Source organism: Chitinimonas violaceus (assembly GCF_052601015.1).
This window is the reverse complement of record NZ_JBQXDJ010000080.1, coordinates 1-15,129: the sequence shown is the minus strand read 5'-3', so window position 1 is coordinate 15,129 and position 15,129 is coordinate 1. Positions and strand designations below refer to the sequence as shown.

The 15,129-nt window shown below is 53.1% G+C and carries 7 protein-coding genes; 3 read left to right on the top strand and 4 right to left on the bottom strand.

Features of this window, described 5'->3' with window-relative positions:
* The first annotated feature begins 305 nt into the window (after positions 1-305).
* On the top strand, positions 306-1,844 hold the full coding sequence (locus ACUHMQ_RS18260; protein WP_445296890.1) for a M12 family metallopeptidase: 1,539 nt from the start codon (positions 306-308) through the stop codon (positions 1,842-1,844).
* A gap of 140 nt (positions 1,845-1,984) precedes the next feature.
* Here the strand turns inward: ACUHMQ_RS18260 and ACUHMQ_RS18255 are convergent, their stop codons facing one another.
* The 3 genes from ACUHMQ_RS18255 to ACUHMQ_RS18245 all read right to left on the bottom strand — a co-directional run bounded on the left by ACUHMQ_RS18255 (position 1,985) and on the right by ACUHMQ_RS18245 (position 5,799).
* Positions 1,985-4,021 (bottom strand): glycoside hydrolase family 3 protein, encoded by a 2,037-nt coding sequence (locus ACUHMQ_RS18255; RefSeq protein WP_445296889.1) that lies wholly within the window; start codon positions 4,019-4,021, stop codon positions 1,985-1,987.
* A gap of 458 nt (positions 4,022-4,479) precedes the next feature.
* Positions 4,480-4,926 carry an SRPBCC family protein gene (locus tag ACUHMQ_RS18250; RefSeq protein WP_445296888.1) on the bottom strand — a complete coding sequence of 149 codons (447 nt, stop codon included), beginning with the start codon at positions 4,924-4,926 and terminating at the stop codon, positions 4,480-4,482.
* A gap of 36 nt (positions 4,927-4,962) precedes the next feature.
* A complete protein-coding gene (locus ACUHMQ_RS18245) occupies positions 4,963-5,799 on the bottom strand; it encodes a substrate-binding periplasmic protein (RefSeq protein WP_445296887.1) in 837 nt (278 codons plus the stop codon).
* Positions 5,800-6,698: 899 nt separating this feature from the next.
* On the opposite strand from ACUHMQ_RS18245, the gene ACUHMQ_RS18240 reads away from it, so the two are divergent.
* Positions 6,699-7,133, top strand: a complete 435-nt coding sequence (locus ACUHMQ_RS18240) for a hypothetical protein (protein WP_445296886.1) — start codon at positions 6,699-6,701, stop codon at positions 7,131-7,133.
* Positions 7,134-7,328: 195 nt separating this feature from the next.
* Here the strand turns inward: ACUHMQ_RS18240 and ACUHMQ_RS18235 are convergent, their stop codons facing one another.
* Positions 7,329-14,450, bottom strand: coding sequence for a TcdA/TcdB pore-forming domain-containing protein (locus ACUHMQ_RS18235; protein ID WP_445296885.1), 7,122 nt, complete (start codon positions 14,448-14,450; stop codon positions 7,329-7,331).
* Between the two features lie 132 nt (positions 14,451-14,582).
* On the opposite strand from ACUHMQ_RS18235, the gene ACUHMQ_RS18230 reads away from it, so the two are divergent.
* The gene (locus tag ACUHMQ_RS18230; protein WP_445296884.1) at positions 14,583-14,714 is read left to right on the top strand and encodes a hypothetical protein; all 132 of its coding nucleotides are present in this window, start codon (positions 14,583-14,585) and stop codon (positions 14,712-14,714) included.
* The last annotated feature ends 415 nt before the right edge of the window (positions 14,715-15,129 follow it).

The window sequence follows — 15,129 nt, the reverse complement described above, 5'->3', positions numbered from 1 at the left end:
GCCGAACTGAGCTAGGAGCTCGGCGGGAATTGCCGGCAATTCCACCGGCTTGGCTTTCGGTTTGCGAGGCATACATTCTCCTTGGGAGCATGATATGCCTTGAACACGAAATTACTGACAGACCCGTTAACGGTTTGAGCGAATTTCATAAAAGTCGTAACCAGTGCTTAGTGCAAGTTCAAAGTCTCGTATGACAAGGCGAACTCACCAAAAGCCATTTCGCCTGGGCAGTCAGTTTGTCTCTACGCAAGGCTGATTCTCCTATCTTCTCGCGTAAATCCCCCTGCAGTATCAAGGATAAAAATATGTACCCGTTCTATCGCAAAGCGGCGTTGCCGCTAGGCCTCTATGGCTTGTCTTTGTTTGTGGCCGGCACGGTTCAAGCGGGAGACCAGTCAGGGCATGCAAGCAATAGCAATAAGGTTGTCGCCGAGGCAAAGAAACGTGTAAAGCGCGCCCAGACGGTTTCCAGGGATGTTCGCTGGCCTAATCGTATAGTGCCCTATGTACTGACCAATGCTACGCCAAAAGCACGTGAAGTCTTTCTTGAGGCTGCCCGTGAAATTTCCAGAAACAGTGCATTGCGTTTTGTGGAGCGCACGGATGAAGCGGACTATATCTATCTCGCCAATGACCACCACAACATCATCTGTGCTTCAGCTGTTGGTAAAGAGGGTGGGCCTCAGGAGTTGTCGCTCAGTCCCAGTTGCCACAATGTCGGGGACGCATTGCATGAGCTGATGCATGTTGTTGGGTTCTACCACGAGCATCAACGAGTGGATCGGGACCAATACCTGAAGGTCGGGCGTACGCTTTTTGCCAGTCAATATAATACAGACAAAGATGGCTTGAGCATCGGCCCCTATGATCTGGACTCGGTTACGCACTACGAGACAGGTAATGAACTGAAATTGCGTGATCCATCGACCAGGGTGCGACCATGGCCACGCACAACGTTGTCAGCAGGTGATATCGCAGCATTGGATGCACTATACGGGGGCGTTGCCAAGAACACAGGCCCCGCACCAACAGACAACAATTTGGGCGTTGTACTAAGCAAGCAGGAGCTGGTGTTGGCAGAAAATACCGCAGGGCAGGTTGAAGTGCGGGTGTTATCGAGTGTTCCCTTGGCTGGCATACCGCAGATCAAGAGTGAAAATCCGCTGATTGCTGTCAGTATCGATAGTCAGACTGCCAATACTTTTACTTTGAAAGTTCAGGCTGAGCCGGGTGCTACAACCCAGCCCGATCCAACAACGCAAGCGACGTTGGATCGGGTGTTTTTCCATTTCAGTACAGCAGAGGGAAAGAACGGGGTAGTGGTATTTCATGTCAGCATCGTCAAGCCAGAAGAATTGCCGGCGTCGTATCGGCAATTGGTTTCACTGTGGAAGCCGGTAGGTAGTACGCAAAAGCAGTGCTTGGAAGCCCGTCGATTGCCCGCCAAGGTCCAACATTTTCCTACGGCGCCAGATGTAGAGGTATTTGCAGCTTTTATGCAGGATGATCAGCTGTCACTGGTACTGGCGCCGTGCGATAGCAACAAATCGTTACAGCTATGGAAACAGAGCGCTGAAGGACATTTAATCAACAAGACCGAAGCGCATTGTCTGGGCGCGGTTGGCGCTGTCAGTAACTTATCGCTCCCGACCTCAGTCGCTGCGCCAAGAGCATGCGATAGTAATACGCCACCAACTACGGCTTATCAGTGGCGTTATGTGGACGGCAGACTGATCAATGTCGCTTACCCCCGCGCCGCTTTGACTTACCCGGCTGATGGCGTACCTAGCCTGTTCCCGGTAAATACACGGCCCGTGCCTTGGCAGCAGTGGGTCTGGTATTAGCCAACTTTGAAACCTGCTCAAGGTCCGCTGCGGTTAGGTGGTACGGCATGAAGAACGACCTTGAGATGCGGGTTGGTAACCTGCAAACCAAGGACGTTCTTATCTTGGCTTCCGTGTATTCCTGGGGCCGTTGCGCATTTTCAGTATTGCAAGCCAAACCCACGTGCATAACGTAATTGCCCGGGTACACCACCTGCAGATTGTGCATAGATGGCGACAGGCAGTTTGCCTATCGGATGTTGTATGCCCAACATCGCGTCAACAACAGCTGGCATGGAAGGCCCGCGTAAACCACCTTCGTACCCATAGTAAGAGTAGGTAGCCAGCGTGGCATCGGTGATATCGTCGTAATTAACAACGTCATAGGGCGCACGCATTGTGATGTGGATGACCGTTTTATTTGTGGTTTCGTTCTTCGCGTATTCCATCGCCTTACGTATCTGTTGTGCCTCGCTTGGGGTGGTTACCTGCATCATCTGGTGTAACCCGCTTGCAAAAGCAGCGTCTTCTTCGACATTGAAGACCAGCGACCCTTCGATGTTGCCTTGTGTTGATAACTGCCGTATCGAATAAGGCTGTACTTGTACTGGGCTTCTATTTGGGACTCCGTTGCGCTCGACTGGTGTAACGCTTGTCGATAGCGTTCCCAGGATGATGATATTGGCTTCGTTGATCGCCTGCTTTTGCGCATCCCATGAGGTATTGCTCAGCTTTGCCCCAGTTGTGTCTGGATAACCCAATTCGACAAAACGTCGACGCATTGCTTCTGCCTGCTCTCCCCAAGGGGTCATAATGAAAATCTTCCTGCCTTGCGCTTGCAGCGGCAAGGTGCCATTGGCGTTGCGCAACAGTGTGATGGACTTCTTTGTGATGTCCTGCTCGATAGCACGATGCGCTGGACTGCCGATCACCGACCGGTCGGGCATCGGTCTGCTTCCACCGCCTGGTGTAATGCCGTTGCGTAGTTTCATCTGCACGATCCGGTTGACCGAGCGATCGAGTTCCTCTCGGTTGATCAAACCAGCCTCGACCTTGGCCGTTATCTGGTCGATTAAGGCGGAGAGCCGATTCGCATCAGCAGCCACGCGAAATTCGACAGGCATCAGTGCGATATCAACATCCGCCTGAAAGACTTTGATGACGGCATCGGTCTGGTCGAAGAATTTGGTAATGCCCTCCATATCCAATGCATCGGTAATGGTTACGCCTTGGTAACCTAGCTCGCCGCGCAGGATGTCGTGCTGAATCTTTCTGGACATGGTGGCGGGCACAATCATTTGCTCGCCGGTGCGCGTGGTCGTTGCGGTGTTGTCTAGTGCCGGGTATTGGATATGTGCGGTCATGACCATGGCGGGAGCCTGCCCCGACTGAATGGCCTGCCGATAAGGCGCAAGGTCGATAGCATAGGCATCGGCACGCGATTTGTTGACAACGGGTAGACCATAGTGGGAGTCCTTATCTGTGTCGCCATGTCCCGGAAAGTGCTTGAACGTGCCGATTACACCCTGGCTTGTCATCCCCAGGGCAGCGCGCCGGCCCAATAGGCTGATTGTTGCCGGATCGTCCCCGAATGCGCGGACATTGATAACCGGATTGAGTGGGTTACTGTTGACGTCCACAACTGGTGCGAAATTGACGTTGAAGCCGACGGCTGCGATCTCGGTGGCTAATACGCGGCCCATGTCATAGGCGAGCTGATCGTTCTTTGTCGCCTCATATGCGGCACCGAGCGCCATATTTCCGGGAAATGAAGTAGCGAGCGTCCAAGGCAAGCGGAATACATTACCGCCTTCCTCATCAGTCCCTATCAGCAAACCTACTGGGTTGCTTGGGGACACCGCGCCTTTGATTTGGTCGGTAAGTCGTTTGGTTTGTTCTATATCAACTAAATTGTTCGAAAACAGGATGACACCACCGATCTTGTTCTCACGTATTGCATTACCAACCGCATCGGGTAACTCTGTCATATTGCTTTTGCAACTGGGCTGGTCCGCTGGACACCAATAGCGGAACGCCATCATGACTTTCTGACCCACTTTCTCGCGGGTTGTCATCCGGTTAACGAGCTGACGAGCTTGTTCGGTAACGTTCGTACTATCGGTGTTCTCTGGGCATCCGCTTAACAGGGCAGCGGTAACCAGACCGAGCGTTAGTGTGGGGAGTTTGAATTTGAGCATGGGGAACTCCTTTCATGAATGGATCTGATGCGATTTGTTGCGATTGGTGGAAGGCGCTAGAGGTGGGCTTATCATTGCGCTGCTGAACCAGATAGGGATGGGGTATGCGGTTCGGGGCGTTGATGGAAATGTCAATACCAAGCGCTTTTAAGGGGGTGTAAAAGCAGAGGGCCATACTGGTCGACCGATGACGCTGCGTATGTAACTCCCGCCCGAGAACCTGACCACCGCTGCACAACAAAATTGGTAGGTATATATAAACTAATATACTGCTCAGGTCTGTACTTGGAGTGCGCAAAAAGTTCAGCAATATGGATGGAGTTGTGGACTGTCCGATACGCTGGCGGTAATTAAGCCTGAACTGTTTGAACTTATCGTCCGGTGTTGGATGAGGTCATGCGTAGGAACTGGTTCTTAAGGACTGCTGAAGGGAGTAGTAAAGCGAGATACTACTGACACTAGGGTCTACTTTCGGCCCAAGCTTTGAAGGCGGTGAGACGACGTCTCATATCTCTATGGTAGAAGTACGCCACTATCGGCTCGATCAGCCAGCGCAACCATGTAGGCCTTGTCTTGAAGTTATAAGTAAAGGTGACAAGTGTGGATTCATTACCTAACGCTTTGAACCGCCAGCTTCCGCTAAAACTTCGTAGGAGGGTAGGGCCCTTGACCATGCTGACAGCAGCAACCAGAGGCGGCTTGTAGGAAACGTAACGCGAGACCATTACGGTACCCGAGGTGCTCTTGCAGAATGAATCAATGCCGATAGCGGCTTCCGAAGCATTATCCAGAAGATAGGCCTCCGATAGATACACATCCCATTTCAGGCGTTTCATGTAGTTCTGGGAAAGATGGAAAAGTACTGCCTGGGACTTTCTGACTTCTTTGCTTACTGTGACTTTCACCAGCTATTTCCTATGACTCTTCACTTTGAAAGTATGTTATCTGCCCATCACGTAACCGTCTTCCTGATGTTTGTTGAACCTATATGACTCGGAAAGTGGTTGTATGTTGTCTGACTTTGTTTCCTGAATGCTGATAGCAGCTTGGATAGCGCCACGTTGACGTAATCTTGATATGGCTTGATTGATGGTGGGCAGGTGATGGGAAAGCGGATGATCAAGGGGCGCTGCAATATGGATTGGTGCTGTTGACTGAGGTTTGGGGAGTACCGTCCAGTCCCCGATATCTCCATGCAGGTAGTTAAGCCGGGCCTCAAATTGCTTGGCGGCTGTATGAAAGCTCCCTATCAAGGCTACATCTGCACGTCCTTTCGCCAGCATGGTCAATCGCGCCTCGCGTGAAAAGGCTTCCTCTTCCACTGAAAAGAGCTTGTTACGGTTGGTGTCGAATTCGTCGCCATAGAGATCCCCATTGGCAATGACAACCCGCATACCGCTAAGACTCTGGATATTCCGATAGGGGAATGCATAACCGGTTGGTACAACCAGCCAGTGATTCAAAGTCGCGATGGGCGCCGAAAATTTAAAGTACTTGCTACGCTCTTGGGTTTTGATGACACCCCAGATTAATCCGTAGCCGAGTTGAGCGAGTCTTTGAGCGCGCCGCCAGGGATAGGCTTTGACATTAAAGTACAGACCCGACTCTATACTGATCAATTCAATCAGTTTCTGCTGCCGAGGACTGAGCGGTACCAATTGCCCCTTACTGTCGTGCTGTTCTGGCACCAATAGTGAAACTGTTTTTGTGGGACTCGATGCCAGCACTTGGGCACTCAGTATCGCCCAGGAAAAGCCCAAGAACGGATGTAATTTCATGATGTGAGAGTTCTTTGGGTAGGAAATGCACGGGACGACGGTGAGATATAGCTATCACTAGACATCTGGCAATGTCTTTACGTTCCAGTAACTCAAATAGAGCCACTATGACAACTGAGAGTCTGTTGAAAGCCTACTGCGCGTCAACGATACAGCGTTGAAAATACCCTCGGAATGCTCATTTACCATTAGTAAACGCTGTTTCCCCGGCTGTTTTCGTTTTGTCTCGCACTAGTTTTCAAGACTTTGAACACGTTCTAAGCACTATCCAAGAGCACCTGATCACAGCTACGCAGTGGGGTTGTGGCGACCCTAGCTAAGCAATGTCACCAGATGGGTTGGGCAATCGTTTAGATGGCTAATGAAGAATGCATAAGAAATTTGATGGCAAGCAACTGGGCAGAATTTTTGCTAAGTAGTCTGAGAATCTGCTCAAGACCGTATTGCTGGCATGTAGCAGGCGTTGAACAGGTTCTAAGGTGCTGAGATTCTTATTCCCATACGAACGGTAGGGAAGGTCTTAAATTAATTCATATTAAATTAATTAAATTTTCAATATTGAGATGTATCACTGTATGAAACTTCGAATGTTGTATTTATGGTGCAGGCATCCTGCGTGTATTTTATGATTTTTAATCAATAAGCGTATTATGCGGGCCCTGGCGACTACTCATCCTAGTAACGAAGGCTGACCCTGAAATAAAATTCATCAGGTTGGTGCTGAAAAATATCAGAATACCCGCTCTATTCCCAGGTATTTCCAATGGCAAGGCTGGTCATGGCTGCATGTCAGGCTAGGTGACGTCCTTTTTCATTGGGATATTCTTTCCCTATTTATATCGTTGCTATTAAAACGGGTAGTTTTCCTACGAATTGACTTTTTAAATCTGGAGACCTGAATGTTTAAGTTCCTTGCGCTTGCTGCAGCCCTTTTTTCTGCAAATGCTTTTGCTTATGACGGCGTGTTGTTGAAAAAGACGACCCGTTCTGGCTATACCATGCCAGCATATATCACATCATCAACTTGTGAGATCTATGCAAATAAGGTTGTGATTACAAGTGGCACCTCGACGCTTCAATCGAAATATATAAAGCCAGTTTTAATTAATGGCAATCTGAAAGCAGTGATCAATAACGCAAAAGCAGGACCTTTTGAAAAGATAATGGCCCCGGTAGACGGCCCTGTCACTATCTACACAGCTGTGCTGGCTAACGGTGATGTTTTAAGAAATGTCGACCTGTTGGTTGATGATGGCAACGGCAGCAAGGTGACAAATAAATCGGATTCCGCCACTGAATTGCGCATTTTCATCGACATGAACTGTGGTCAGTAAGAAGTACCGACGTACTGCAGATCTTGAACTGGCCCAGAAACTGTTCAAGATCGGTTACGAGCAGCACATAAGCTTTGTTCACGGCCGCACAGCACAGTAAGATCGTGAGCAGGCTCTCGGCGTCCAGCCCTCGGATAACCCCAGGGCTGGACGATAAACACCGAGAATCAGCGGCTCTTCCCGATTAGCAAGGATTTACCGATCTCGCAGCCTACGTGAGTGGGCACGGTTGTGGTCACCGGTCGCATCGTGGGTAGGCGAGTGCACATTGCCAGCCTGCCGTGGCTCGGTGTCGATGCTGTTTGTTACTTGGGCTAGATGTGACAGGTCAGGTTCTCTTGATGCCAGTTCATCAGCCGCAAGCACGGGCTGCTTGCTTATCCACGACAGTTCCAACAGCCGACCGCCGATGCGATCAGTATCACCACTAAAGTATCGGGCTAAGTGGTTGACGGTGACTGCTGGTGGGGTACCTGCCAGCTCAACCTGAAGATGCTGGTATGCTTCGGCATCGCTACCGAATACCTTACGTATCACCACCACTTGCCCAGTACCGGATTCGGTCAGCATCAGATCGACATTACGGCGGCTGATCAGGAGCTTGGCCGGATCGAACTCGCACATGAACAAGCGATCTGGCGCTTTTCCTTGATCGTAGTTGTCGATCACTACGGTGTGATAGTGATTCCAGACCGCGTTGCTGATCAGGTAGGTATCTCGACCGACACCCCCACTTAAAACCAAGGTATCGATACCTGTAACGATGGGTAGAATCAGTTCGTTTTCGCCCGCTGAATGTACGGCCGTGCGTTCTTCATGACTTTGGAGCAACAAAGTCGACCCCACGCGTTCGATATGGCTGAACACGCCGGCATTGTGAACTTGGCTGTTTTCGACAAGGAACAAATGGCCGCTGCCACCGCTATACACATAGGCGGCTTGTAGCCCTTCGGCCACCCCAACGAAGTACAAATCGCTGAAACGGCGTAGATCGTGTGAAGAGAACAGCAGGCCGCTACGAATATCGAACCACCCAGGTGTTTCCTTGTTATGCAACGCAACTACCCCGGTGGCATGCCACTTGGCAGCCAGCTTGATGAGCGCCTGTGACAAGTGGGTAGCGTTAGCCTGTTGCCATGCCTCGTCGACCGCGATCAGTTGTAACTCGCCGCTGTCGGCACGCGCCAGGATTGCCCCCTCACGGGTGGTCAGACGCATCATCCCGTCGACTTGTCCTGCTGCTTTGAGCTGTAGTTCAGGCATGAACTCGCTTGCCGCGGGGATCGGGGCTGATGGCTCGAGCACCTCGTCGGTGCCAAATGCAGTGGCAAGCGCTGTTGGGCCCATCGGAGGTTGGCGGTAGAGTTTACCGCTTACGGGGTCGAAGAGCCGTGCAGCTGAACCATCCGGTTCGAAGCCCAGGAATTGCAAAGGCTTGCCTTGAAGTGCTGCCGATGCCACGACTACCTGCCCGTTGTGGTACCACACCGGCAGCGCGCTCTTACGATCTGATGCTTTGATTCCGAACACAGCCAAGGTGGTACTACGGCTGCCGGTGACCGTGGCAAGATCTTTCCACCAAGTGGTACGCCCCTTAAGCCAATGTTCGTTGACTGCTTCGAGGCTGAGTTGACCCGCTGTGTTGATCTGCTCTACTCGTCCGTCCTCGGTCACGGCAACCAGGCTGCCGTTCAGGTTGATCACATTGGCCAGCGGGGGCGTACTCACTCTGAATGCGGTGGGGTGAGTGGCTTCGAGTTCAACTTGTCCCGGCCCTTCCTGGCGGAACAGTACTTTCTCTTCCTTGCTGTAAAAGAAAAACACTTCCTTGCCATCGGGGCGGGGTATGCTGCCTGCCAACACGAGATCGGCTGGAATCGGCCAGGCACTGCGAACCCGTGTTGAGGGCTCAACGCGCAAGGCCTGGTCCGCAGGTGGTGCAAGGTTGGGTTTGATTACGATGCGGGTGTCTGTTCGAATCCAGTAGCGGTGGGCAATGCCATCCGTATCTTTACCAAACACCGTCACCAGCGGGGCGCTGGTTGATTCAATCACCCGTGTGCTTTGTAAATCCGTCAGGCTCTCCCGCGGTAAGTGGTTGCTCTCGTAGCCATCAAGCATGGCCTTGATATCGCCGGTAAGCCGATTGGTACGCGCCAAGCGTTGCAGTAGCGCGTCATTACCGGTTGCGCTGACAAGCGCCATCTGCTCACCATGGATTCGGTAGCAAAGTTCGCCTTCACTACCGTTGTCCAGCACGTAACGGCGTGCGAGGTAGACGGCGTCGCCTTCTTGCCATACCCGGCTTACCTTGCCGGCTACATGGTCGAACCATGGCTGGAACTGGGCTTCAAATCGGCCTGTGCCTGCTTCAACACGCCAAACTGCGGCATTCTGGGCGTGGTAGAAGTAAACATGATTGCCTATCACCGCGCCTAGTTCGGCATTTTTGGCCACAGTGTTGGTAGTGTCGGTGAACAGCATCCGATCGTTGGCTACGTCGTAGAATGCCCGGCCGACTTCACGCTCCTTGTAACGGTAGTTCTCGACCATCACATACTGCCCACCTAGCTGGTGCGCCTGGGCCAGATCACGTAGATGCTGTTCGATATGCTGGCCCGTTGTCTGCCAACGGCTTGCATCTTCGCTCACCACCTTGCTGGTCTGGGCGGCGAAATCGACTTCGCGAATCTCGCTGTTACGGGCGATCACCAGTACCCGCCCATGCTTGGCAGGGTCGAGGTCAACCCCAACGCCACCTACCACCAGCCGGTTGTGTGAGACGTTGATCATGTCGCTAGCGAGTTGGCTGCAGTCGATTATCCAGCGCGATGGTGTACTGCTTGCATCGCTTGAAAGCCGTACACCCACACCTTCGTTGAGCCCGATCAGGTATTCACCGCCAGTACCTTTGATCTCGTAGCTGAGATAGCCGCGTAATTCGTTAGGCAGGTCGGGTACCACCAGCCGCCGGCTACGCTGGTCGAGTATCACTTCGATTGCAGTAGCCACATACTCGTGATGAATCCGCCGGATCAGGTACTCGGAGGGGAAGACATAGAAGTCATAGTCGAATCGTCTGTCTTTCTCCAGTCTACGGATCACTTCAAAACCACTGTCGTAACGGGTGGTTGCGCCTGGGAGGATCTGGTACTCGTAGTTGATGTATGACTTGGGCGTACCGGGCAGGATAACGGTCGCACTATCACTGTGGGCGAGCGGTTGGCGGCTTGTGGCATAGCCGATGCCAGAACGAATCTCGATTGCCTGGTTGCGGTCCCGGACCATGGTCGGCTTATCACCAGCCCAGAAGAAGTAATTGATATACCCCGAGCCGGTAGAGCCATGATGAGTACGGTAGATATATTGGCTGTCGAATTCGATCTGGCTGTTGCGTAGATCGATGCTTTTCACGATGGCCCCGGCGAGAGGCACCAGCACCTGTTTTTCGGCATCATATCGGTAACCGTTCGCCTTATAGGCGGTATCGACTGCGTCGAAATAGCGGCCTACTGCTTTGGCATCCTCGGCCACTGCACCGAATGCTTGTGCCAGCCCGGCAAACCCGACTGCCAGCCCGCCCAGGATCACCCCAGCCCCACCGAGTACGGCGCCGACGGTTGAGGCGCCGACCAGACCAGCGCCAACCCCAGCTGCTCCTACGACGAAACTCGCCGAGTCGAACGCAAGCTGCGTACCAAACACGGCTTTCTGCACGTCGTTTTCGGCATGGGCGAGCTCGTAAGCATCCAGCCCAACCATCGCGCCACCAAGCAATACCCCGGCTCCTTCGTTGACGGTATGTCCCAACGACGAGCCAAAGCTGTTGAGCGAGGTTTCTGCCGCCACTACTTCACCCCGCAGTGCAGTACGGACCAATTCGGTGACCTTGGCCACGTCCTGGAGTCCGCCGTGAGCCATCTGGGTGAAATTGAGGTAGCTGTGGACCTTGAGCGCGGTAGCGAGATCAGGCGAAGCCACCCCATGCGCTGCGTCGTCACGGTTTTTCTGGGTAAACCACTGGATCAGCGCCTGTACGATAAACCCGGCATTCAAGCCATCGACCGGTGCTGCCTCGCTGGCCCCATTTCTTGGCTGCAGTTGGCCGCGCTCCATGGTGAAATGTTCACCCAACGCAGCCAGATGATCGTCGACAAAACGGCGGAATTCGGCAAAGGTGGTATCGCGGGTGTTGAGCCAGCGCACCTCGTCGGGGCGGTCACGGTTGATGAATTGGACCCGGTAGCTGCCTTCGCCTTGGTCTTCGGTATTAGCGATCACCGGCATCCAGTTGTGATCGAGGCCGGCCTCATGCGCAAGCCGTGTGCTCGATTCATCGAACCGTCTACCCCATTGTTCGGCATCCAGGGTCACCAAGGCGGCATGTAACCTTACGTTTTCTCTGATCCGTTCCCCCGCACTTACTGTCTGTGCAGCCTGATGCTGCCGCTCGACTACACTGGCCAGATCATTACTCTCGGTCAGGTTCGCCACGTTCAGGCCGTTCCCCACCGGTACTTCAGCCATTTTTGCGGTATCGATCTCGACGAGGTTGAATTCAGGTGCCGACAAGCTCCCAAACGAACCGTAGTAGGCAGCCAGTTCGCGTGTGATCAGGTGCTGCTGCATGGCGCTAAGCAGGTTACCTGAAACATCAAAGGCGAAGAAACCGACATTCGGGTCGTAAAAGTAGTAATGGCGTGTTTCGTGTTCGACGGTGACACCCACCATCATCGAGTGTCCCTGGGTATTGAGCGCGAACATCGAGGTGGTGGTCACTCGCTCAAGTCGCGAAACGATATCGGTCAAGTTGAACTTGCCCAGCAGCGTTGACGCCTGGACGGCTTCGACATTGGAGTGCAGCTTGATCAGGCTGTTTTTGAACAGGGTGGAACTGCCCGCATAGGGGTCTGCGGCAGCCACGAACAGCTTTTCCACCAGATTGTTGACGGCTTGTTCCCCGCCGTTGGCCAGCGCCACCGCCATTGTCCGTACCAGTGGGTAACAGCGGCCGCCAGCTTTGTCGCCAACCAGAGAGAGATAAAAATCCTGGGGAGTCAGGCGGTCGAAGGTACTGCCGGCTTGACGAAAGTCCTCGGCGAAAGTTGCTGTGTGATTCAGCACCATCTCGATGTATTCGGCCTGACTCGCTTCGGTGATATAAACGCTTAATGCCCCACGCTGCCTGGGTGTGAGCGGGCCTTCGAGGAACAGGTGTTTCATCTCCAATGCCGGCATGTTTTCGTGCAGCCCTGGGATTGCTACCTCGTGGAAGTTATGGCGGCCTTCTGTGAACGCAGGGTCCTGGCGTCCAAGCTGGTAGCTCTCAACGACGGCATAACGTTGAGCCAGGTTGTTGCTTGGTTCGAGAATCCCACGCCGGATTGACGTGTCATCGATCTGCACCACTGCAGCCATGCCTTCTCTGGCTTTCTTTTGCTGCCATAGCCAGGTGCGGTCTGCAGTGGCCGAGTCGGAAAGCAAGGGCTCATACTGCGCCTTGTAGTACTCCAGCGTCAGATTAATCTGCTTGATCTGCTCGTCGATAAGGAGCTGGTTGGCATTCCTGATACGTTTGGCGTCGTAGAGGTCAGCTTTCTTGTACACGAGTTCCCTGGTCTCGACTTCGATCTGGGCTTGAATATCGCCGCGTAACTTGTTCCAGGCAGCAATGGCCGGATGATCGTAGGTAAAGCTGCCACCCTCAAATGTTCCATAGGTGACCCTGTCGGTTGATACGCCGAATTGACGAGCAGTCTTCCGAAGTTGTTGCTGAAGCTGCTGATGAGCTGTTGCCAAATAAGCATGATTACGTGCACCCACTCCATTGTCTGGCGACTGAATCGAAAACGGTTCTACGCCGGAGCGCAATATGGGCCGAAGGTCATGCCTGCCGTCGCCCTCCCGTAAATACTGCTGGCGTTGGAATGCAAGCTGCCATTGGCTATCGACATACTGCATATATGCCGCTGCTAAACCTGTGCGGGTACCCAGTACCTGGTAGTCCTTGAAGTCAACCGCCATGACCACATTGTCGTAAAGCACTGAGCTATTGACCCGCCCATCGTGGTAGACCCGGTAGGTATTGGCGTCAAGGTCGGTCACTATCACCGAGCAGCCGGTGAGCGAACCGGTGAAAAGAAAGGTACCCGGTGTTGAATGTTTGGGAATGTCTACATAGGCCGGTGAGGTATTGCCCTGGTTGGCGCCGTTGTAACCGAGGAAATAGGCCGGCACGCTATCAAATAGCGTGGAGTGACTCCCCTGGCTGGTGTATTCGACCTCATATACGTTGGGTGCCACCGCCACAAACTTGGCATAACCTTGCGCTGGCAGGCTCCCCAGTTTGGTCATTGCCTCGGCACTGATGGCGTGGGTTGCTGCAAACCGGTTGGGATCGGCTGCGAACTGCTGGATGTCGGGGCTGCCGGGACGAAATACAGTAGGGTCACCGATACTTTCAAACCCACCTCTGAGTTCGCGGTCCCGTACGGCTTGCGCGAGCAGGGCAGGGTCTTGCGCGTCGTATCCACGCTTTTGCAGGGTACGGGTCAATGTCGTTTCGACCGGGGTATCGGTGAGCAGTGCTTCACCACCCGCCGTTGCGATCAGTCGTGCGCGCGATTGACCGTGGCTACTCGATCCACCTTTGGCCGTCTCGGAGTAGGAGATACCTTTCCCCATGCGGTGCATGCCCATCGGTGTGTGTTCGACAAAGGCGGTTGCTGGCAGTAAAACACCGAGCATTTCCTGGATGACCCGCGCATGCTCGAGCCCCGCCTCGGAAAGATAGATCACCGCGTGGTCGGTACGGCTGCCGAGATTTCTCGGCCCCATGATCTTGGCTTGTTCCAGCCAACTACGGTTGTCGTCGTTGAACAGTTGGGTCAATGCATTGGCAAGCTGGTTGAAATGGGTATTGTCGACAGTGACGGTCAGCCGTGCGCCGACACTGGCGCGGGTGCCATGCCGTTGTTCGAAATCCTTGGGCAGAACCCGAAACGCTTCTGCATTGCCCAGGTCGGTATCGGTTTGCGAGGACAATGCGACCTTTTCCTTGCCTTGCGCACGGATGTCGACTGTGCCGGCTCGTACAGCCAGTGCCTTGATGTAATCAACAAATGCCTGTTGTTCATGGTCGTTGAGGCTGTCGACACTGGTTGGTTTGTCTTGGCTGTAGCGCAGGTAAGCATCACCTTCCAGCAACTGTTCCAAAGACTGTTGGTCGGCTAACGCTTGTTTGGTCCACCGGCCATTGATCTTGTAATTGTTTTTGATCGCCTGGATCAGCTGCTGGGCCCTACGATTGGTCTTCATCTTGCTCACTGTGGCGCGTGTTGCGTTGAGCATTGATCGGTACGTCTGGCTACGTTGGTACATTAGATCCTCTCGAAAGAAGCCATTCCTTCCACCGGCAAGTTGCTGACAAGAACCTGCTTACGATCTGTCATGAACAGGTTTCAAGGTGTGGTAGGGGCAGGCCATTGGGCTGGATTCAATATCGTTGCTGGCCGGCACACAAAATCCGGGCAAAGCCGCGCCCCTGGCCGCATTGGCCGGCGCGACAAGCAACTTTTTTAGAGTAGGGTTGCAGATATCCTCTGCAAATACAGGAAACCACTGCGAATACAGGAAAGCCCCAGCACAACCCGTTCGTTCGCATAGTGATCAATCGCGATACGTCAGCGAGTACTCCCACTCAGGTATCGAACGGACTGAATAAAGAGGATTGGGCTTCAAGTAACTGGAAATTTGGAATGAGCTGTGGGAACTTCCTTAGAACCTGTTCAAATTCTCCGCAGAAGAAGAGTCAGAAAGGCAAACTGAATGAATTGCAAGCTGGTGTCGAGCTTGCGTTCACAGTTCTTCCGGGGGTGTCAGGATTTCCGTGTTCAAGGCGGGTTTGAGATTCACACGGATGATCGAATAAACCGATCCGCGTAAAGAATAGCGAATTGGTTCATGGCCGTCTTCCAATCCTTGGCGGCATAGCCCC

What these genes read in the sequence shown, in the direction of transcription:
- ACUHMQ_RS18245 (WP_445296887.1), bottom strand. Translation starts at nt 5,799, where the DNA reads ATGAAATTACATCCGTTCTTGGGCTTTTCCTGGGCGATACTGAGTGCC.
- ACUHMQ_RS18240 (WP_445296886.1), top strand. Translation starts at nt 6,699, where the DNA reads ATGTTTAAGTTCCTTGCGCTTGCTGCAGCCCTTTTTTCTGCAAATGCT.
- ACUHMQ_RS18230 (WP_445296884.1), top strand. Translation starts at nt 14,583, where the DNA reads ATGAACAGGTTTCAAGGTGTGGTAGGGGCAGGCCATTGGGCTGGATTC.
- ACUHMQ_RS18260 (WP_445296890.1), top strand. Translation starts at nt 306, where the DNA reads ATGTACCCGTTCTATCGCAAAGCGGCGTTGCCGCTAGGCCTCTATGGC.
- ACUHMQ_RS18255 (WP_445296889.1), bottom strand. Translation starts at nt 4,021, where the DNA reads ATGCTCAAATTCAAACTCCCCACACTAACGCTCGGTCTGGTTACCGCT.
- ACUHMQ_RS18235 (WP_445296885.1), bottom strand. Translation starts at nt 14,450, where the DNA reads ATGAAGACCAATCGTAGGGCCCAGCAGCTGATCCAGGCGATCAAAAAC.